Origin of the sequence: Desulfotomaculum sp. 1211_IL3151 (assembly GCF_036763075.1) — a bacterium.
Taxonomy (GTDB): domain Bacteria; phylum Bacillota; class Desulfotomaculia; order Desulfotomaculales; family Desulfotomaculaceae; genus Desulfotomaculum.
Genome location: NZ_JBAIYV010000026.1, coordinates 35606 through 55246, shown reverse-complemented (window position 1 = coordinate 55246; position 19641 = coordinate 35606). Strand labels below are relative to the sequence as shown.

The following is a 19641-nucleotide window of genomic DNA, read 5'->3' as shown; positions in this document are numbered from 1 at the left end:
TTATACTAATATTGCTATTCTCCTGCGAAGAAAAAGGATAGTTACTGTCGAAACCAAATAAAAACAGCCCTTCAGAAAAAAGGCTGTTTTATAATCTATTCGTAGTTTCTACCAATGTTGGCCATGGCCGATCCAATATTAAGCAGTTGATCATAGGTTGCTACGATTTGTTCTAAAGAGCTTGTGACAATTTTTATTGCCCTTTCCTGTTCTAAGATCGTCACACTATCTTCCCTTAGGCTGGTCAGGACATTGGTAATATCCGCAAGTGCAATGGTGGCCTGTTCGGATTGCAGCTTTGTTTCTGCAGCAATTTTTTTAATTACCTCTAAATCGGAACTGATGGCAACTGCCTCCCCAGAATCCTGACAGGATGAACACTGGTATCGAGATACAATATTTAAGACCTTTTTGGCCAATTCCGTTGCATCCTTGGCATTGGTATTGGTTTCGTTTATTAAGGCCTCCAAGTATTGATTGCGAACATTCATTTTAGAGGTGGTTCCCTTAAGGGTTAAGGTTGAAAAATTAATTGATTCCATCGAAAGCATTAACTTACTGCTCATTTCCATAAGACTAGAGGTTAGGGCCGGAACCTGACTTAACAGAAAGGGTAGACACATTTCCTTTTCCGCCATACCTTGCAAACAGGCAACCGCCTTTTCCCAGCAGGTATCATAACCACAGGCACCACAGTTAATCAGATCCCGAGGACTTATTTTGCCAGTTTCTTTGAGGGTTTGCCAAACCTGATCGGAGGTAAAATCCTTCTTCATAATTGGTTTTGCTTGAAAAGTCCTGCTAAAATTCAGTTTCTCCCTGGCCGCAAAATTTCTTTATTGTCTAAATTATTGTTTTGGTGAACCGTATTGCAAATCTGTTGGGCCCTTACCACATAGGGTTTTTCACTGACCATCCCAGGCCCCATTACACACCCTTCACATACCAGCATATCGACAAATTTAGGACTAAAATCTCCTTTGTCAATGGCCTTTAATACCTCAATACAACGACGTGCCCCCTCTGTCACCACAATTTCCATACGGGAAACGTCCTCTTGGATACCGGATGTTTTTAAAAGCCCTCCGCTGATAGGAAAGGTCCTTGCAATTTCAGGCTTTGGGTTTTCCCAGGGTTCATCTGTTAGTTGCTGCCAGTCGATACCAGCCTGTTGATACCATTGGTCCAGTTCTTTAAAGGTAATTACCGCATCTACATACCCACCTGTATTAACGTCCGTGGATTCATATTTTTTTGATAGGCAAGGCCCAATAAAAGCAACCTTATAATTAGGATAAACCGATTTAATAATTTTTGCCTGTATTAACATAGGAGAATCCACAGGAGAAAGGTACTTTACCAGGTTAGGAAAATGTTTCTCAATCAATTGCACCACTGCTGCACAAGGTGTTGATATTAAGGTTTTATCTGTCTTTCTCAAGAGCTCTTCTTGTTCCTTAGCACATACACCTGCCCCATAGGCCACTTCCTGAATACTTGAAAAACCAAGTGATTTAAGGGAAGCCACCAATTTACCCCCTGCTACATCAAAGGACGCTGCATAGGAAGGGGCAACGATTGCTGCCACAGGCTGACCATCTGCTATCCATTGTTGAATAAGAGGTGTATCATCCTGTACCTGTTTGGCTCCGATGGAACAGGCCAAAACACACTGACCACACCCAAGACAACCTTCCTCAACAATTTCTGGTAGACCTTTATTAATGGAAATTGTCTTGACAGGACATGCCCTGACGCAGGCATAACATTTTCTGCATTTTTCATGATCAGTCGTAATTAAGGCAATGATAATCACCCCCGAAAAATCGTGCATATGGTATTTTTTCATTATGCAAATAGTCTCACAAAACAAGTACTTCGGATTGTTACTAGTTATATTATATTATAATTCCATACAAAAATATCAATGCAAAAATAATGCCAGCGTAAAAAAACACCCATAAACTAGCAAGGATGAGTGCACCCAGAAATATTTTATTTGCGTTTATTGCAACAATACTTTTGTGTTCTTCTTTTATGTTCCGTTTCGTAACAACTGTGTAAGTTACTGACATAAACCATGCTTGGTTAAAAAGCGTGTTATAATTAATTACTGCATAATTTAGGAGGTACCCTGATGGCACTTTATTTGGACCTTGATCTTGATTACTTTGTTTATCCCATCATAAAGGAAGCTGTGACAAATCACCGACCCAGCTGTGATGACATATATGCCCTTGCTGATCCTAGCCAACTACTATCTATTATAAAGCAAAAAAATATTTTTTGGAGTGAAAAACGTTTTATATTTTCTAATCACATGCAAAGTCACCTTAGGTGGTGGTTAAATGGTAAATTAAACAATACCGTTATTCATATTGATGCCCACAGTGATTTATACGGCCATCGTCTTCGTGATTTATCCAACTTAAAAATGCTGGGCTGTCAGAACTTTTTGTGGCACTCCATCCGAGAAGGGTTAGTCTCTGAAATTTTTTGGGTTTTTCCAGATAATGCGGTGGATTTAACAAAGGAAAATTTAGTATATGATATCTTTACCACGGAACAATTAAACAATTTTTACCTTAAGGATAACGTACTGAATATAGAATTAAATTGTCTCCTGCCCGGAAACAAACCAAAAACCATACACTATCATTTATTAAAAGCGGAGGATTTACCTGTGTTTGAAGAAACAGTGGAGATTACCACTGTGGCAACCTCTCCGGAGTTTATTCCCCGTCAGGCTGATTCCCTGATCGTATCAATTGGCCAGTGGCTCAAACTAAGCCCTTCATTAATTGAAAACATTTTAATGCAGCATAGGGCCATGAAGACCCAAGGTAAATAGAGAAAAACGCAGATAATCAAATATTTTAAATATTTTTTACGCAATATAGGTCAAAATGGCTCAAACTTTTGTTAAAAGGTTGACACATTTAAATCCATGTCCTATATTTAATTTAATAGCATATTTTTCTTCGTTAGGTGAGGCTTCTACATAGACAGATGCCACTACCCGGAAATGTCGAGAGACTCTAACGGGTTAACAGGTACTACCGGCTTAAGGTTTTACCTAATGTGGCTGGGACAATTCATTGCCCTAGCTATGTACGTGCTAAAACTTGTACGAGTGGGGAAGGCTTTGGTGCCCTTTGGGTGCTATTTACCTTCTGTTTTTGTGAAGGTTTTTTTATTTTCCAATAGGAGGTGGTAAGGATGGATGACCCGTATCCCAGGGTTAAAACTTTAAATTGCTGTTTCATTCTTACCATAAGAGGCTTTTCTGGGTAAGAGCATCTTCTATTGGGGGTGGTACTATGATTAAAACCTACATGTATGACCAAAGCACCGATAAAATGCGTCATGATATTAGTTTGGATAACCTGCACCCTTTTTTGACTAACAAGAAAAACTTTCTCTGGGTGGACCTCTATAATTTCTCCGAAGAAGAGATTAAATACGTTGCCAACGCTTTCGATTTCCATGAACTGACCATTGAGGACTGTATGCATTACAGTCCCCGGGCTAAGCTTGATAAATATGATGATTTCTATTTCCTCATGATGCACGCCATTCGCTACAACGAAGAACGGGACGAAGAAATTATGCTGGTTCAGCTAAACATTTTTTTAGGTGAAAATTATGTGGTTACCGTTCACAAAAACACTTTGCCTAGCCTGGGGCGTATGGCCAAGATATGCCTCGGAGACTGCAAGCTTTCTAATAAAGGAAGGGATTTTTTCCTCTATTCAATCATCGATGGCTTAGTGGACGAGTACTTCCCTGTACTGGATCGAATTGGTGATCGTATCGAAGACTTGGAAGATGAAATATACGAAAGACCCAGTCGGGAAACCACCGATGAGTTTCTTGCCTTGAAAAGAACAATCTTAACCATGCGACGAGCCATTACGCCCCAGCGGCGAATCTTTTATAGTATCAGCAGCAGTTCCTTTACCGTCAGCGAAGATAATCAACCCTACTATCTGGATTTAAAGGATCATTTAGAACGAATTTCTGATACCATTGATGGCTATAAGGATCTAACAGATGGTGCCTTAGCCACCTATTCCTCCATCATCAGTGCTCGGACGAACGAAACCATGCGAGTTCTTACGGTAATATCTACTATTTTCATGCCATTGACCTTTGTAACTGGGTTTTTTGGTATGAACGTTCCTTTACCGGATCAAAACTCCATCTGGGCTACGGTAAGCATAACACTGGGTCTTATACTCGTATCACTTTGGATGGTCATTCTTTTTCGCCAAAAGAAATGGCTGTAAAAACACCTCCGCCAGTTACTTGGTGGAGGTGTTTTTTTGCGTTAACTATTGCTACTTTGAAAATGCCATAAGCGTGCCATTCCCCTCGGAGAGGGGATGGCAGCGAAGCTAACGGGGGAGTCGCCACGCAGGGTTCAGCACCTATTTTTCAAGGTCTTTATCTTCTTATCTCTTTCTGCTCATTCTTCTTTTGGTCTTTTATCTTCTTTTCTTTCTCTTTCTGCTCCTTCTCCTGCTCCTTTCGTTCTTTCTTTTGAGCGTTGGGTTGGGCAGGTCTTTGCTCCTTATCCTTGCTTTTTTTATTATCCATATGGCTTTGGCGACGGTCATCCCGTCGCTTTTGGTTATCATTTTCCCTTGTTTCTTTTAGTTTGCCTTCATCCCTATCATCACCCCTTGATTGAATTTCTTTATTTACAGGGTGATTTGGTAATACCCTCCAATTGACTGAGGATTTGCCGGACTCCTGTTTCATTAACTGTCCCGGGGGTAGGTTTTTGTTGGGATATTTTTCTTGGTTCATCTTCTCCTTGAATTGGAATTCCTGTGAACCTGAACTTGGCATAACTTTAATTCCTACCTTCGCTTTGGCTTTAGGATGAGGCAGGTATTGCTGAATTTCTATACCCTTTTCCTTCTCTAATTCCCCCAAACCCTTTGTCTTTAATTCATCCAAATTGATTTTTCCGCCCTTCTGGCTGCTGCCTTGGTAAATCAGATAGCGCCCCACCGAAAGTCCCTTTGCCTCAGCTAATCTGTGATCTTGTTTAGTGGCACTCTCGGTAACCACTTTAATCGGAGCAGGTATCTCGGCCACGGATATTTGAACGGTCGATTCCAATTTATCTTGATCAACCACAGTTTGGTTCTTAGTTGAAGGAATAACAGTTGCCAAAACAATATTATTATTATCATTTAAATAATTGCAATTTACTGCTTCTTTCAGCAGCATTTCCACCGCTTGATAAATTTCCATTTTCTTAGGGGTAACCTTTTCTAACAGTGCCATGCCATCTTCATTGAGTCCACTGGCTTTAATAACCGTGCCCGATTTATTAACAGCAAGTTCCACACTGGGGTTAATATCCAACGCCACATAGGCAGCAGCAGGACTAATCAAAAATTTGCTCCAAATACCAATGAGCACCACCACCAGCACAGAGGCCGCAGCCATTCCTTGAATTAAGGAGGGATATTTTAGACCTAGAATTTCCTGACCCAGGATATGATTCTTACCGGTAAGCAGCACCCTTACAAAATATCCCTCTGAGGTCATCAGTACACCAATGGGTCCCTTTTTCTGTACTAAAATTCCCGTGATCTTAGTCATTATTGCTTCCCTCCTTTCTTTCTGACCAACCAGTTAATTTCAAATAAGAAAAAAGATAGATAAATCTGTCTCTATGGTTCAATAAAAGTGCCATCGCTATGATATAGCGCCGGCCCTTTTCAATTGTTTTACGATGAAGACCCGAAACCAAAGCTAGTTCCTTTACAGGCAGCCGTCCGGTACGAAGCAGATGTTCCATAAGTAAATCCTTTTCCACAAGAATACTGGCAACTGAAATAAGATTTTCTCTGGAATCCCTATGTTTAGGTGAGGCATCCACCAGTTCACTGACGCTTATACCATATTGAGAAAGCTCCTTTTGAAATTCCAGAACTTCCTCTTGACGCTCTCGCATTTCTGCCTCGTGCAAATATATTTCCCAAGCCTGGGCAGTTTCATGGTGCATAGGCGCATTATCGGCAATCTGATATTCCAGGGGTTGATGTCTATGCCGGGACTCCTTGCGAAAATAGTCCGAAAGGCGACTCTTGATAACGATCCTGGCAAAACCTAGAAAGGGTATTTTCTTTGCTTCTTCAAATCGATCAATGGCTTCGTTAAAGGCCATGAGACCAACACTTAATTCCTCATCCCTGCCCCATTCCAAACAACGATTGCAGTATTTTACACAGACACCCTGAATAAAAGGTTTGGCCTGCTCCAATATATTTTCCCTTACATTCGCATCGCCATTTCTAGCCTGGTTCAGGTACAGTGCCGTATATTGTTCCAATGTCAAATTGGTCACTCCTCCTGACCCAACTACTCCCCTCTGATATCCTTTTTTCCCTACTATAGAATACGACCCAGGTAATCCTTTTTAGTAGGTAATGAAGGGGTTGGGTAATAGAAAAAACCCCTGCCCTATTTAAATTTGCAGAGGTTGTCCTTATAATTTTACAGGGGCAGGTAGATATGTGCAATATAAAAAGACATAACCACTGCTTCCAATTAATGTTAAACAGCCAACAATTGGATTGCCGTAATACCTTCACTATCGCTCAGGATAACATAAAGTTTTCATTCTTTGCTGGTACTGCCTGCGGCACGGAAGTCATTTACTATGATACAATATTATAGAACAGAATAAAGAAAGGTGGATTTAGACGTGAATAAAGGTCATGTTGAGATTAAACTTTTTGAGCCCTACGCCGTGGAAGACCTCGTGGTCTATGTAACTGGCCCCAACAGTGGCTCTGTAATAGAGGCTGACTGCCGTTGGGAATTGACCACCACCGTGGGTAGCTGTGATTGCTGTACCTTTCGCTGGCGGTCCCGTCGCGACAGCTCTTTTAAATGCCGCCACATTTTAGCCCTGCGGCAAGTGTTAGGAGTGGACTAATGAAAAGGTCTTGACCATTCGGCTAGCACAAAAGAACCGTCCCCTTGTGCTAGCAGGGCGGGACAAAGAACCTGTCCCCCCGCCTCACTTTAAAAATGTAATCGGTTGGCCAATTGCTGGATTGCTGCCTGGCCAAGGAGGTGGTAGCCCTCGTGGGTGGGATGTCCGCCGTCCAACAGGTAGCGGGGGTCTCCCTGATCGGTACCCGTAAGGAGTAGCGGGGTGTGAAAATCTAAGGTAAGGAACTCCCTTTCCTTGGCATATTGATCAATCCACTGGCGAATTTGGCCTAAGTTTTCATGATATTCCTCTGCATCCTGGCGAGTCCCATCGAAGCATTGCAAGAGTTGTTCAATGTTTAAGGGGGAGGGTAAAACCATTATGGGGCAGATACCCTGCCGCAGTGCCGACTCCACCACCTGCTGGATATTGTGCTGAACCCTTGGCAAGGAAACCTTCTGCCAACCATCGTTATGCCCTCCGGCAAAGATTAAATAGGCCGGTTTTTCAGAAATAACATCCCTTTGCAGTCGATCCAACATCTGTCCTGTGGTCTCTCCATTGATACCACGGTTTAACATAGGATAACCTGCGTTGTCAATCACTTTGGTGACCCAGGAAAAACCCGGTCCATCTGGATAACCATAGGTAATGCTGTCACCTAAACATACGACCTTATTTCGATTGATAACTTCCTCAAAAAAATGCACCCCTGCCTCATCTGGCAAAGCGAAGGTTAATTCCCTTAAACCGGTATGTAAGGACATGTGCCGCCGGGCTTCGGAAACCATCAGGGGTGCCATTTCCGCCACCGAAATCTCCTGCTCCCTGGTATTTACCACTGGCAGCATAAGAGTCTCTAAGCCTTGTTCTGTGGCAGCCTTCAGTGCCCTAGCCATCACTGTCCTGATTTCCTGTTGGATGTTCTCTTTCTGGTTTGCCTGCAGCACCCGATCAGGTTTAGGATATAATTTACTTAGCTGTTGTAAATCTCCCTGCACAACACGAATCATTTATCTTCCCTCCCGATTAAACTCAAATTCTATTACGCTGTAAGCCAGGCAAATAATGCCGAATTAAATATACTCCCAGCAAAACCACCGCCAGTATCCATAAATATTTAATCCCCGGAGCCTCCATCAGCCTGGGCCAATTTTGACCGAGCAGCGCTCCACCACCCAAAAAGGCAGTGAGCCATAATACGGCATGAATGAGGTCAAAGAAAAGAAACTTGATCAACGAAAGACCGCTAATGCCTGCGATGTAAGGTGTTAAGTTACCAACAGTGGGAATAAACCGTCCCCCGATAATAAAACCAGGAGCAGATTTAGTTAATAGCTCCTGGGCCTTGGCAAATCTCTCCGGCGTAAGTTGCAGATATCTTCCCCATTTGGTAAGGAAGGGCTCCCCAACATAACGACCAAGTACAAAGGCAGCAATCGAACCCATTAAATAACCTGCCAAGGCCACCAACCAAGCAATAATAATATTAAATTCACCCTGACGGCATAAAAAACCTGTTAGTGCAACTAAGACGCTGCCGGGAAAAGGAAGGCCCAGGGCTTCCAAAAAAACGCCAACAAATAAACCGGGTAAACCTAGACTCGTTAAAATGTCTAAGATTTGTTCAGACAACTTTTTCGCCTCCCCAGTTTATTATGGCTGTTCTAGTCCCTTAATATTTGTTTTCTGGGTGGGCTTGGTTTGCTTCAATTCGCTGGTTAGATATACCCCTAGCATTACCAGGCAACCGCCAAAGATTGTTACTGCAGTTACCTTTTCATTCAGTAATAAAACACCCGTTAACGACGCAAAAAGCGGATTAAAGTATCCGAACACAGCAGTTCGAACTGCACCGATTTTCTCAACACCCTCATACCATACATAGTAGGAAAAGACAGAACAAAAAACTGCAAGGTATAGGACAGCTGTTACTGTGGGCCAGGATAAGGTGACGATCTGCTTAGCCAGGGTTACAGGGGCAAATATACTAGGAACCACTGCCAGTGGCAAGAGAAGTAAGGTTCCAAAGATATGAATATAAGCCATTGCCAGCAAAGGGCTGTATTTAATCAAAATTTTCTTTCCATAAAGGGTAAAGCCAGCCCAAACAATGGCGTTGGAAAAAAGCATCAAATCCCCTTTAATGGTTTTAGCCTGAAAAATCTCCGCTATATCTCCCCCGGAAATTACCAGAGCTACCCCGCTAAAGGCCATAGCGATTCCCCAAACCATTGACTTGTTAATTTTTTCAATATGCAGCACAACACTAATAATCCCAACAATAATGGGGCCGGTGGCAATGATTAAGGCCGAATGGATGGTGGTGGTATATTGTAATCCTGTAAACTGAATGTAAAAATACGAGGTTATACCAATAAATCCCAAAATAAGAAAAGTCGGTATATCCCTTAATTCCAGTGTTCGGTCCCGACGCCTGAGCAAAATAAGTCCAAAAATTATAGAGGCAATGATAAAACGTAATATGACAAGGTTTAATGGATGAAGTTCAGCCATGCCAATCTTAGCGGCGGCAAAGGAAGTTCCCCAGAAAAAAGAGACTGAGATGAGTAACAAGTGAATGTAGTTTTTCATTGTGAGTTCTCCAATTAGTTAGATTAAGCTGTTAGCTACTAGCCTTTATCCCCCTTAAAACAACTCGCTCTTTGAGTAGCTGTTTGAGACATGTTGTCGGAAAACTCCCCCGTCAGCTTCGCTGCCCCCCTAAGAGGACAATGTCACGATAGTGACAGGGGGAGTTAGGCTGATGGCTAATTAAAATAAAGCATAACCCTGCTATAGCTGCCGGGATATGCTTTATCGGTATCAAAATAAATTTCGCAAACTATAAAACCCTGGCAATCCCGCCATAAACCAGCCCCCGCTGGCTATCCACCGTAATAATTTCATCATCCGGTAGAATGCTGGTGGCATTATCCATACCGACAATCACAGGTATGCCAAATTCCAAACCTACGATGGCAGCATGAGAGGTAAGTCCACCCTCCTCTGTAATGATAGCCGTGGCCCTTTGCATAGCTGGTACAAATTCGCGGTCAGTGGATACGGTAACAAGAATATCTCCGGGACGAACCTTTTGTTCCGCCTCCTGCGGTGTGCGACAAATGCGCACCCTGCCGGTCACTGCCCTTTGGCCAATACCTGTACCCTGGGCTAACAGTGTACCCACTGTATGCACCTTCATCATATTGGTGGTGCCGTGAACACCCACCGGCACACCAGCGGTAATGACGATGAGATCCCCTGCGGCAATATTCCCGGAGGCCAGCGCAGCCTCCACGGAGGTGTTGATCATTTCATCGGTACCGTGCACATCTTGGATCAGCAAGGGAATCACACCCCAAACCAGAGCCAGTTTCCTTAACACACTCGTTCTAGGTGTTACCGCGATAACGGGTACCTTCGGACGGTACTTGGCAATCATCCGAGCAGTATGGCCACTGGCCGTGGCTGTGACGATGGCACTTACACCCAGATCCTTGGCAACGGTGCAAACCGCATGGCTGATTCCATCCGTGACTGTCCTTTGCAGGGCTGCACCCCTGAGTTCAAGGAGATCATCAAAATTCACTGCCAACTCTGCCCTTTGGGCGATGCGGGCCATAGTTTCCACCGTTTGCACGGGATATTTGCCAGCAGCCGTCTCACCGGAAAGCATAATCGCATCGCTGCCATCAAAGATGGCATTCGCCACATCACTGGCCTCTGCCCTGGTGGGTCTCGGATTTTGGGTCATGGATTCCAGCATTTGGGTAGCGGTTATGACTGGCTTACCTGCCTTATTGCACATTTCGATCATTGTTTTTTGCAGCACAGGCACTTCTTCTGCGGGAATTTCAACACCCAAGTCTCCCCTGGCTACCATAATTCCATCTGCCACATTAATTATATCCGCCAGATTCTCAACACCCTCACGGCTTTCAATCTTGGCTATGATATCAACATCCGCACCATTTTCCTCAATGATCTGACGTATGGCCAAAACATCTGCGGGTTTACGAATGAAGGAAGCGGCAATAAAATCCACCCTTTGTTCCAAACCAAAAATAATATCAGCGATATCCTTTTCGGTAATAGAGGGTAAGTTTACCATGACGCCAGGTAAATTGACACCCTTTTGGTTGGTAAGCTGACCACCATTGATTACCCTGCAGTGGACTTCCGTACCTTCAACCTGCTCCACAACCATTTCAATGACCCCATCTGCCACAGCAACCCTACTGCCTGGCTGAACATCCTTGGGCAAATCCTGGTAGGTCACGGATACAATGGTATTATCACCGGACACTTCTCGAGTCGTTAAGGTGAAACGTTGATCCTGCTTTAAGACAACCGGTGGGTTAGCAAATGTCTTGAGGCGAATCTCAGGACCTTTGGTATCAAGCATAAGAGCAATGTTTTGACCTACTTCTTGGGCCGCCCGACGAATGGCAGCAATTCTATTCGCGTGATCTTCATGGGTACCATGGGAAAAATTCAATCTTGCTACATTCATTCCAGACAGCATCATTTTTTTCAAAATCTCAATGTTTTCACTGGCAGGACCGATGGTACATACAATTTTAGTACGTCTCATCAAAGACCCCTCCTTATGCAGAATCCCTTGCAAGTAATTTCTATATCGATAGTATTTTGGCAAGATCATACATCTCTTTATCAATGGGGCGACGCTTGCCAATGATTTCATTTAAATCAGTGGCTAAAATCTCCCCGGACCTCATGCCTATCATTTTATTCGATTCCCCTGCCATCAGTAACTCTACTGCTTTGGCACCTAATCTGGCAGCCAGTATCCGATCAAAGGAAGAAGGTGTACCACCCCGCTGTAGGTGTCCGAGAATGGATACCTTGGTATCAAAACCTATTTTTTCTTTAATTATATTACCAATATCCAGTCCACTGGCTGCACCTTCGGCAACTAAGATGATCGAGTGTAGTTTACCCCTTTTAATACCGTTAAGGAGTTTTTTAGAAATATCATCTATATTGAAAGGAATTTCCGGGATTAATATGCTTTCTGCCCCACCAGCCAAACCAGCGGCCAGGGCAATATTGCCTGAATCTCTCCCCATTACTTCAATTACAAAGGTACGCTCATGGGATGTTGCGGTGTCCCGAATCTTATTGATGGCCTCCACCACATTATTTACCGCCGTATCAAAACCGATGGTATAATCCGTGCCTGAAATATCATTATCGATGGTGGCAGGTACACCAATTATTGGCAGCCCATATTCTTGATGTAACAACTGCGCCCCCATAAAGGAACCATCGCCACCAATAACCACCAGTCCCTGAATCCCAAAACGCTGCACATTTTCCATGACCTGGGACCGGCCTTCTTTCGTTTTGTATCTTTCGGATCGAGCTGTATGTAAAACGGTACCACCACGGCCAATAATATCTGCCACAGAACTAAGGTTCATGGGACACATATCACCTTCTATAAGACCGCTATAGCCCCGGTGGACACCCATGACCTCCAGGCCATGGTAGATAGCCTTACGCACCACCGCACGTATACAAGAATTCATGCCCGAAGCATCCCCGCCACTGGTTAGTACACCAATTCTCTGCATGTAACAACCCTCCCTATGTCCCAATCACCTATAGCCTGCCGTGAAACGGCAGGCTTATACAATATTTTATCCAGTTTGACCGATGGAACGGAATTTTCTATACCGTGCTTCTACCAATTCTTCAACGGGTATTTTCATAAGTTCTGTTAAGTTATGTGCCAAAGACTTATCAACAATCTGATAGGTTGCCGCTAAATCACTGTGGGCACCACCCAATGGCTCAGGAAGAATCTCATCGATAACACCAAATCTTAGCAAATCCTGGGCAGTAAGATTTAATACCTCCGCTGCTTCTTTCGCCTTGGTACCGTCTTTCCAAAGGATGCTGGCTGCGGCCTCCGGTGAGCTTACTGAAAAGATAGCATGTTCCTGCATGAGAATTTTGTTGGCAACTCCAAGGGCCAAGGCCCCGCCACTGCCACCTTCACCAATGACAACAGAGACGATGGGAATTCTTAAAGCAGACATGACCATAAGATTTTTGGCAATGGCCTCACCTTGGCCCCTTTCTTCCGCACCCATACCACAGTAGGCACCTGCGGTGTCAATAAAGCAGATTACCGGACGGTTAAATTTTTCCGCTTGTTTCATTAAACGCAAGGCCTTGCGAAATCCTTCGGGGTGAGCCATACCGAAATTCCGATAGACATTTTCCTTGGTATCATGTCCCTTTAAATGCCCTATTACTGTTACGGGAATACTCTTATAGCGGGCAATACCACCCATTACAGCGGGATCATCACCATAAAGGCGGTCACCGTGGAACTCCAAAAAATCGTGGAAAAGAGCCGTTATATAGTCCTTGGTATTGGGACGGGCAGCATGCCTGGCAATTTGCACCTTTTGCCAAGGATCTAGATTACGATATATCTTTTCCTTCATATCCCTGGACTTTTTCTCCAGAAGAATAATCTCATCGGAAAAATCGATGCCTTTTTCGTTGGTAAACCTTTTAAGTTCTTCAATCTTGGCCTCTAACTCCAATAAAGGCCTTTCAAAATCTAACGCCATACAGGCCTCCTTTAATTCGTCCTATGAAGTGCCAGAATGTTAGCCAAGGTTTCTTTTAGCTGCGGACGATTTACAATCATATCCACCATGCCATGTTGACGCATAAATTCGGCCCGTTGAAAACCCTCGGGCAATTTTTGGCGAATTGTTTGTTCGATAACCCTCGGACCAGTAAATGCTATGATGGCTCCGGGTTCTGCCACAATAATGTCTCCTAAGGAAGCAAAACTAGCCGTTACCCCACCCGTTGTGGGATCAGTGAAAACAGAGATAAACAATAACCCTGCCTCGTCCAATTTGGCCAGGGCGGCAGAGGTCTTGGCCATCTGCATCAAGGACAAAATACCCTCCTGCATCCTAGCCCCACCAGAGGAAGAAAATAAAACCACGGGCAATTTTTTCTTAATGGCTGTTTCTATGGCTCTTGTGATTTTTTCACCCACCACAGACCCCATGCTTCCCATAAAAAAATGGGAGTCCAAAATCCCTATAATTATCGGGTTCCCTCCGATGGTCCCCTGTCCGGTGACCACAGCCTCTTGCAAGCCGGTGGTTTCTTGTATCGTCTGCATTTTTTCTTCATACTCGGGAAAATTTAAGGGATTTACGGTAGTTAACTCATTGTCAAATTCTATAAAGGAACCTTCATCCAGGGTCATACGAATGCGTTCCTTGGCATTTAAACGAAAGTGGAAATTGCACTTATGACAAACTTTAAAATTCTTATCCAGCTCTTTGGTATAAATAATTTCATTACATCTTGAACATTTAACCCATAAGCCTTCGGGAATGTCTCTTCTTTCAGTTTCTTGATTTTGTTCTGCTTTATCGGGGCGTACAGTTACATATTTAGACTTACGAAATATTTCCAGGACCAAAGACTCACCTCTCCCTTAGTTCCCCGCGTATCTATATGGTGTTAATAATCTCCAATGCCTCATCCAGCTCAGATTCTGGTACTAAAATTTCCACAGAACCATTATCATTGCCGTTCGGCAGTCCGATATTGCGTAATTTTACCAGTAGCCCTTCTTGTGATAGTGCCTTTTGTAATCTCTCAGCTTGTTTACGATTGGGCGCAATATATACGACTGTCCACACTTATAAATGGCCCCCTTGATTACATAGTAGAATACCCATGGATATTCGTATAGTTCTTTCTATAAATACACGGTGATTCCTCTTTTTTTATACTATAAAAATAAGTATATCCAGAGTAATAGCTCTGGATACAGTTTTGCATATGCTGGTTGCCAACTAGTCATCTGTTGAGATTTTGCCATGCTTGGTCAAAACCTCCGCCCGACCACGTATTTTAACGGCTGAAGTATGCTCGGTAAACTGAGCAATCACGATTTCACCTTTATCAAGTTTTTCTGAATGGTGGAATTTCGTTACACCACCTCTGGTTAAGCCAATCAGGGTTACCCCATTTTCCAGGGCCTTCACTACAATATAATCACCCGCAACGATATTAATATTTTCAGCCAATTATGTTCACCTCAAGCAATTTCCTCTTTTTTACAGTTGATTCATCTTATCATATCTGCAATTAATTTACAAGCGGGTTATCTTCGTCATCCTTTTGGCAATCCCAGCAAAGCAAGTGATAAATATTTTTTAGTCTGCCATAGACGATCAGTTTATCTCCGCCCCGGAGGACCTGCTTACCCCTTGGGGAGTGCAAAAAATCTCCTTGTCTATCGATTGCCAGGATAAAAAGTTCCTGGTCGCGGATCTTGCTATCCGCAATGCATTTACCTGCCAAAGGATTATGATCCTTTAAACGAACCTCTGCCACCCCATACTCCCTATCTAAATGGAGTACCTCCTCCACCGTCTTTTTTTGCAGGGTCAAATGACGGGCTAGTCGCCTTTCAATTCCCCTATCCAGCCTACCCCTGATGCTGCGGCTAGAAGCAACGCTTACGGCCAATAGCACGATCATGATGGCGATACTGGCCTGAATTAATGTCAGGGGGTGACGCATTAATCCAATCAGGGCAGAGACAATGGTGGCTGTTCCCAAATAACCCAAAATCATCAGAACCATGATCAGACGCCGTCGTACATGGTGTTTGACCACCTGTTCCGACTCAGAGGTAGTATAACCCACCGTTACCAGGGCAGAAAGGGCTTGGAAACGAGCAATATGCAAATCCATCCCGGTCAATTTAAGGGCAATGGCTGATATCTCCACAATAATAAAAAGGACGAGTATAAAAGACACCAGGAAAATCAGGTTCATTTTATAACCCCATTGTTATGTAATGAGAAGATTATATCAATGAGTCTAGGTCTCTCACAAGTTTCTCGGGATGGTAAAAAATGGTCATGTCTTTTAGCCTTCGGCCTAATGGTTAATTACAGTTCCAGTAAACTCTTCGGCACTGGGTAAGTGTCAGGATCAAAGGAACCGGATGGTTGAAAGCCCGCTGTTTGGGTGCCAGTGCTATACTGGTTCGGTGTTTCTCTAAAGTGCGTGGTATCTCTAGCTGCAGCCACGGGAACTTTAATCGGGTGTGTCAAACGAATTCGAAGGTTTTCTGCCTGGAAAAGCCTTTGTAATGACAGCTTTAGCTCGGTGCTGAGAGAAACTCCCTTTTCCCACTGTACCTTGTGCCTGGTACTGGGATAAAAGAGAAAGACTGGCGTCTGCCCGGGATGTGCTGCCAGCACTTCCGCCAATTCCTGTGGTTTTTCAGTGGCGTCTGTGATCTTCAGCCATAACTCGCTGGTTATTTTTTCCAGAGGTTGAAGCTCTTCTAACAAAATCTTGGCCTCTTCACCGTTATTACTAACTCTTCCCCTGAACAAAAGTGATTCCCGCAGATCCAATATGCTCAAATGGCGACGATAAACCTCTGGGAAGACAACCACCTCACAGCTCCCTGTTAAATCTTCAAGGGTAATAAAGGCCATGGGGGCACCCTTGCGTGAGGTAATCCTTTTCATGGTTGAAATAACCCCCGCCAGTAATAGAGGCTGACCGTCCGGAAGTTCACTCAGATGCACCACTCTTTGTACTTCCAAATGATCTAACAACCAGCTGTATTCGGCCAAGGGATGACCTGAGATATAAAGTCCCAGGGCTTCTTTTTCCATTTCCAGTTGTTCCCGAGCCGTTAATTTAGGAACCGAGGGAAGTTCCATTGCCAGCATCTGGGCCGAACTTTCCGGTATTAGATCAAAAAGGCTCACTTGTCCCCTTTCCCTATCCCGTTGGGAACGTGCGGCATGCTCAATGCCCATTTCTAAACCGGCAATTAATTGCGACCGGTAGCCAAAGGCATCCAGGGCTCCGGCCTTGATTAAACTTTCCAATACTCTGCGGTTGGCCAAGCGAGTGTCTAAACGTCCGCATAGGTCAAAAAAGCTGGTAAAAGGCCCTTCCTTTTGACGTACCTTGATAATCTCCTGTACCACACCCCAACCAACATTTTTCACCGCTGCCAAGCCAAAACGGATGGCCCCATTGGCTACGGTAAAGTTTTCCTTACTATGGTTAATGTCCGGCGGCAATACTTGTAGACCCATGCGTCGGCATTCCTCAATGTAGAGGACCACTTTGTCGGTATTATCCCTCACGGAGGTCAAAAGGGCTGCCATATATTCCACCGGGTAGTTGGCTTTCAGATAAGCTGTTTGGTAAGAAACCAGGGCATAGGCAGCGGAGTGAGATTTATTAAAGCCGTAGCCGGCAAAGTATTCCATCAGGTCAAACATTTTTTCCGCCAACTGCCGGTCATAGCCCCTGGCCACCGCTCCGGGAATGGGGTACAATAACGGTTTTCCCTTTTCATCCACGGTGCTGCCATTAATAAACCAATCCCGATGCATGGCCATAATCCTGGCAATCTTTTTGCCCATGGCCTTACGTAAAGAATCGGCCTGACCCAAGGAGTAGCCTGCCATGACTCTGGCTATCAGCATTACCTGTTCCTGATATAGGATAACACCATAGGTCTCTTTTAAAATAGGCTCTAAATCCCGATGAAAATAATCCACCTTGGTTTGCCCATGTTTCCGTTGAATAAAATCCTCTACCATGCCACTGCCCAGGGGACCCGGGCGGTAAAGGGCGACCAGGGCAACAATATCTTCAAAGGCATTGGGCTTTAGTTCCCTGAGAATGTTGCGCATACCACTGCTTTCCAATTGGAATACGCCAATTCCCTCACCCCTGGTTAACATATCAAAGGCAGCTTGATCCACCAGGGGAATTTCATTTATATCCAGCTGAACGCCTCGAATTTGCTTAATTAGCTCCACGGCCTCGGCAATGACAGTCAAATTGCGCAGACCCAACAAATCCATCTTAAGCAAACCCAGTTCCTCGACGGTAGTCATGGGAAATTGGGTGGTCACTAAACCGTCGGAGGTTTTGTTCAGGGGTAAATATTCTACCAATGGATCTTTCGAAATCACGATCCCCGCAGCGTGAGTAGAGGCATGCCGGGGCATCCCTTCTAATTCTGCAGCAGTATCCACCAGGCGTTTAACCTCTGGGTCCTGGTCATAGGCTGCCTTTAAATCCGGTGAATTGGCTAAAGCCTTGGCAATGGTAATATTTAGTTCCATCGGCACCAGTTTGGCTACCCGGTCCACCTCACCATAGGGTATATCCAAGGCCCGACCGACATCCCGAATGGCTGCCCGGGCAGCCATGGTGCCAAAGGTAATGATCTGGGCCACCCGGTCCGTGCCATATTTTTGCACAATATAATCAATCACTTCGCCCCGCCGTTCATAGTCAAAATCAATGTCTATATCCGGCATGGAAATACGCTCCGGGTTTAAAAACCGTTCAAATAACAGACTATATTTAAGAGGGTCAATATTGGTGATACCCAATGAGTAAGCAACAATGCTGCCCGCGGCAGAGCCCCGCCCGGGACCAACGGCAATGCCCTTTTCCCTGGCATAACGGATGAAGTCCCAAACAATTAAAAAATACTCATCGTATCCCATTTGGCCAATGACACCTAGTTCATATTCCAGTCTTTCCTGCACCTGTCCACTGCAATGGCCATATCTTTTGATTACACCTTCCAGGCACCTTTCCCTTAGATACTGGGCCGGACTAGACCCTTCGGGTACCTTAAAGTAAGGCAAGTGGTACTGGCCAAAGGTCAAATCCACTTGACAGCGCTGAGCAATCCTTACGGTATTACTTAAAGCCTCCGGGATCTCCCCAAAGAGCAGGTTCATTTCATGGGGGCTTTTTAAATACATTTCCTGGCCTTCAAATTTCATCCGGCCAGGTGTATTAACGCTTTTCCCCGTTTGGATGCAAAGTAATACATCCTGAATATCTGCATGTTCCCGCTTTAAGTAATGGACATCGTTCGTTGCCACCAGCGGGATTTGTAACTCATTGGCAATCTTCAGCAACTCCCGGTTTACCAGTCGTTGCTCTTGATAGCCGTGGTCCTGTAATTCCAAAAAAAAGTTATTCCTACCAAAGATCTCTAAATAGTCTGAGGCGGCCTGACGGGCCTTGTCCAATTGGCCGCCAAGAATTTTATCGGCAACTTCCCCGGCCAAACAGCCGCTGAGGGCAATCAGACCTTTACTATAGCACTTCAGAATTTCCTTATCCACCCTGGGCTTATAATAAAAACCCTCGGTATAGCCAAGGGATACTAGTTTTAGTAAGTTTTTATAACCCTCTTGGTTTTCCGCCAATAGTACCAAATGGTTCGGCTGATCATCCAGCTTGGGCACCCGATCCATTCTGCGTCGCGGTGCCACATAAACTTCGCAGCCAAGAATCGGTTTAACCCCTTCTTTCTGGCAGGCCTTATAAAAGTCAATTACCCCAAACATGCAGCCGTGATCAGTAATGGCCAGTGCATCCATACCACTTTCCTTAGCCTGCCTGGCCACCTGACCGATCCTGGTTGCCCCATCCAAAAGGCTATATTCACTATGAAGGTGAAGATGGACAAATTGATTCTCTGACACCACTTACCCCTCCAGTAAAATGCATTACTTTTAAATTATTTTAACATGAATTTTGCAACTTAGAAAAGCTAAGGCTCGCTTACCTGTGCCCTTTAGGCCATA

19 protein-coding genes and 1 riboswitch are annotated in these 19641 nt (G+C 44.3%); of the genes, 4 read left to right on the top strand and 15 right to left on the bottom strand.

The annotated features are described in order from the left end of the window. Nucleotides 1-95: 95 nt before the first annotated feature. Complete coding sequence (locus V6C11_RS05925; RefSeq protein WP_333530184.1) at nucleotides 96-776, bottom strand: (Fe-S)-binding protein; 681 nt, start codon at nucleotides 774-776, stop codon at nucleotides 96-98. Between the two features lie 32 nt (nucleotides 777-808). Beyond that, on the bottom strand, nucleotides 809-1849 hold the full coding sequence (locus V6C11_RS05920) for a [Fe-Fe] hydrogenase large subunit C-terminal domain-containing protein (RefSeq protein ID WP_333530183.1): 1041 nt from the start codon (nucleotides 1847-1849) through the stop codon (nucleotides 809-811). A 288-nt stretch (nucleotides 1850-2137) separates the two neighbouring features. On the opposite strand from V6C11_RS05920, the gene V6C11_RS05915 reads away from it, so the two are divergent. Both V6C11_RS05915 and corA read left to right on the top strand, forming a co-directional pair. Next, complete coding sequence (locus V6C11_RS05915) at nucleotides 2138-2851, top strand: hypothetical protein (RefSeq protein ID WP_333530182.1); 714 nt, start codon at nucleotides 2138-2140, stop codon at nucleotides 2849-2851. 122 nt (nucleotides 2852-2973) lie between these two features. After that, nucleotides 2974-3145: riboswitch (M-box (ykoK) riboswitch) on the top strand. Between the two features lie 175 nt (nucleotides 3146-3320). Next, nucleotides 3321-4289: a magnesium/cobalt transporter CorA gene (corA, locus tag V6C11_RS05910; RefSeq protein ID WP_333530181.1), complete on the top strand. Its 969-nt coding sequence runs from the start codon at nucleotides 3321-3323 to the stop codon at nucleotides 4287-4289. Nucleotides 4290-4446: 157 nt separating this feature from the next. On the opposite strand, the gene V6C11_RS05905 is transcribed toward corA, so the two are convergent. Together V6C11_RS05905 and sigI are read right to left on the bottom strand one after the other, a co-directional pair. After that, nucleotides 4447-5619 carry an anti-sigma-I factor RsgI family protein gene (locus V6C11_RS05905; RefSeq protein WP_333530180.1) on the bottom strand — a complete coding sequence of 391 codons (1173 nt, stop codon included), beginning with the start codon at nucleotides 5617-5619 and terminating at the stop codon, nucleotides 4447-4449. Continuing rightward, nucleotides 5612-6367 carry an RNA polymerase sigma-I factor gene (sigI, locus tag V6C11_RS05900; protein WP_333530179.1) on the bottom strand — a complete coding sequence of 252 codons (756 nt, stop codon included), beginning with the start codon at nucleotides 6365-6367 and terminating at the stop codon, nucleotides 5612-5614. The genes V6C11_RS05905 and sigI overlap by 8 nt, the downstream gene beginning before the upstream one ends. 167 nt (nucleotides 6368-6534) lie before the next feature. Between sigI and V6C11_RS05895 the strand changes: the two genes are divergently transcribed. Further along, the gene (locus V6C11_RS05895) at nucleotides 6535-6699 is read left to right on the top strand and encodes a hypothetical protein (RefSeq protein WP_333530178.1); all 165 of its coding nucleotides are present in this window, start codon (nucleotides 6535-6537) and stop codon (nucleotides 6697-6699) included. A gap of 28 nt (nucleotides 6700-6727) precedes the next feature. Beyond that, a complete protein-coding gene (locus tag V6C11_RS05890; RefSeq protein WP_333530177.1) occupies nucleotides 6728-6961 on the top strand; it encodes an SWIM zinc finger family protein in 234 nt (77 codons plus the stop codon). 89 nt (nucleotides 6962-7050) lie between these two features. Here V6C11_RS05890 and V6C11_RS05885 read toward each other — a convergent pair whose 3' ends face one another. The 11 genes from V6C11_RS05885 to V6C11_RS05835 form a co-directional block, all read right to left on the bottom strand. After that, a complete protein-coding gene (locus V6C11_RS05885; protein ID WP_333530176.1) occupies nucleotides 7051-7974 on the bottom strand; it encodes an SGNH/GDSL hydrolase family protein in 924 nt (307 codons plus the stop codon). Between the two features lie 22 nt (nucleotides 7975-7996). Beyond that, complete coding sequence (locus V6C11_RS05880) at nucleotides 7997-8596, bottom strand: DedA family protein (RefSeq protein WP_333530175.1); 600 nt, start codon at nucleotides 8594-8596, stop codon at nucleotides 7997-7999. 21 nt (nucleotides 8597-8617) lie between these two features. Next, nucleotides 8618-9556, bottom strand: a complete 939-nt coding sequence (locus V6C11_RS05875; RefSeq protein ID WP_333530174.1) for a DMT family transporter — start codon at nucleotides 9554-9556, stop codon at nucleotides 8618-8620. 250 nt (nucleotides 9557-9806) lie between these two features. Next, nucleotides 9807-11558 (bottom strand): pyruvate kinase, encoded by a 1752-nt coding sequence (gene pyk, locus V6C11_RS05870; RefSeq protein ID WP_333530173.1) that lies wholly within the window; start codon nucleotides 11556-11558, stop codon nucleotides 9807-9809. Nucleotides 11559-11598: 40 nt separating this feature from the next. Next, the gene (gene pfkA, locus V6C11_RS05865) at nucleotides 11599-12561 is read right to left on the bottom strand and encodes a 6-phosphofructokinase (protein WP_333530172.1); all 963 of its coding nucleotides are present in this window, start codon (nucleotides 12559-12561) and stop codon (nucleotides 11599-11601) included. Nucleotides 12562-12627: 66 nt separating this feature from the next. Beyond that, nucleotides 12628-13572 carry an acetyl-CoA carboxylase carboxyltransferase subunit alpha gene (locus tag V6C11_RS05860; RefSeq protein WP_333530171.1) on the bottom strand — a complete coding sequence of 315 codons (945 nt, stop codon included), beginning with the start codon at nucleotides 13570-13572 and terminating at the stop codon, nucleotides 12628-12630. 11 nt (nucleotides 13573-13583) lie between these two features. After that, nucleotides 13584-14444, bottom strand: a complete 861-nt coding sequence (gene accD / locus V6C11_RS05855; RefSeq protein ID WP_333530279.1) for an acetyl-CoA carboxylase, carboxyltransferase subunit beta — start codon at nucleotides 14442-14444, stop codon at nucleotides 13584-13586. Between the two features lie 37 nt (nucleotides 14445-14481). Continuing rightward, nucleotides 14482-14673, bottom strand: a complete 192-nt coding sequence (locus V6C11_RS05850; protein ID WP_333530170.1) for a glutamate decarboxylase — start codon at nucleotides 14671-14673, stop codon at nucleotides 14482-14484. Between the two features lie 156 nt (nucleotides 14674-14829). Continuing rightward, nucleotides 14830-15063, bottom strand: a complete 234-nt coding sequence (gene mtrB, locus V6C11_RS05845) for a trp RNA-binding attenuation protein MtrB (protein ID WP_333530169.1) — start codon at nucleotides 15061-15063, stop codon at nucleotides 14830-14832. Nucleotides 15064-15124: 61 nt separating this feature from the next. Beyond that, complete coding sequence (locus V6C11_RS05840; protein ID WP_333530168.1) at nucleotides 15125-15820, bottom strand: cation:proton antiporter regulatory subunit; 696 nt, start codon at nucleotides 15818-15820, stop codon at nucleotides 15125-15127. 116 nt (nucleotides 15821-15936) lie between these two features. Continuing rightward, nucleotides 15937-19542 carry a DNA polymerase III subunit alpha gene (locus V6C11_RS05835; protein ID WP_333530167.1) on the bottom strand — a complete coding sequence of 1202 codons (3606 nt, stop codon included), beginning with the start codon at nucleotides 19540-19542 and terminating at the stop codon, nucleotides 15937-15939. Between the last annotated feature and the right edge of the window lie 99 nt (nucleotides 19543-19641).

What these genes read in the sequence shown, in the direction of transcription:
- V6C11_RS05860 (WP_333530171.1), bottom strand. Translation starts at nt 13,572, where the DNA reads ATGGCGTTAGATTTTGAAAGGCCTTTATTGGAGTTAGAGGCCAAGATT.
- V6C11_RS05920 (WP_333530183.1), bottom strand. Translation starts at nt 1,849, where the DNA reads ATGAAAAAATACCATATGCACGATTTTTCGGGGGTGATTATCATTGCC.
- V6C11_RS05915 (WP_333530182.1), top strand. Translation starts at nt 2,138, where the DNA reads ATGGCACTTTATTTGGACCTTGATCTTGATTACTTTGTTTATCCCATC.
- V6C11_RS05895 (WP_333530178.1), top strand. Translation starts at nt 6,535, where the DNA reads ATGTGCAATATAAAAAGACATAACCACTGCTTCCAATTAATGTTAAAC.
- corA (WP_333530181.1), top strand. Translation starts at nt 3,321, where the DNA reads ATGATTAAAACCTACATGTATGACCAAAGCACCGATAAAATGCGTCAT.
- V6C11_RS05925 (WP_333530184.1), bottom strand. Translation starts at nt 776, where the DNA reads ATGAAGAAGGATTTTACCTCCGATCAGGTTTGGCAAACCCTCAAAGAA.
- pfkA (WP_333530172.1), bottom strand. Translation starts at nt 12,561, where the DNA reads ATGCAGAGAATTGGTGTACTAACCAGTGGCGGGGATGCTTCGGGCATG.
- V6C11_RS05840 (WP_333530168.1), bottom strand. Translation starts at nt 15,820, where the DNA reads ATGAACCTGATTTTCCTGGTGTCTTTTATACTCGTCCTTTTTATTATT.
- pyk (WP_333530173.1), bottom strand. Translation starts at nt 11,558, where the DNA reads ATGAGACGTACTAAAATTGTATGTACCATCGGTCCTGCCAGTGAAAAC.
- V6C11_RS05875 (WP_333530174.1), bottom strand. Translation starts at nt 9,556, where the DNA reads ATGAAAAACTACATTCACTTGTTACTCATCTCAGTCTCTTTTTTCTGG.
- V6C11_RS05885 (WP_333530176.1), bottom strand. Translation starts at nt 7,974, where the DNA reads ATGATTCGTGTTGTGCAGGGAGATTTACAACAGCTAAGTAAATTATAT.
- V6C11_RS05905 (WP_333530180.1), bottom strand. Translation starts at nt 5,619, where the DNA reads ATGACTAAGATCACGGGAATTTTAGTACAGAAAAAGGGACCCATTGGT.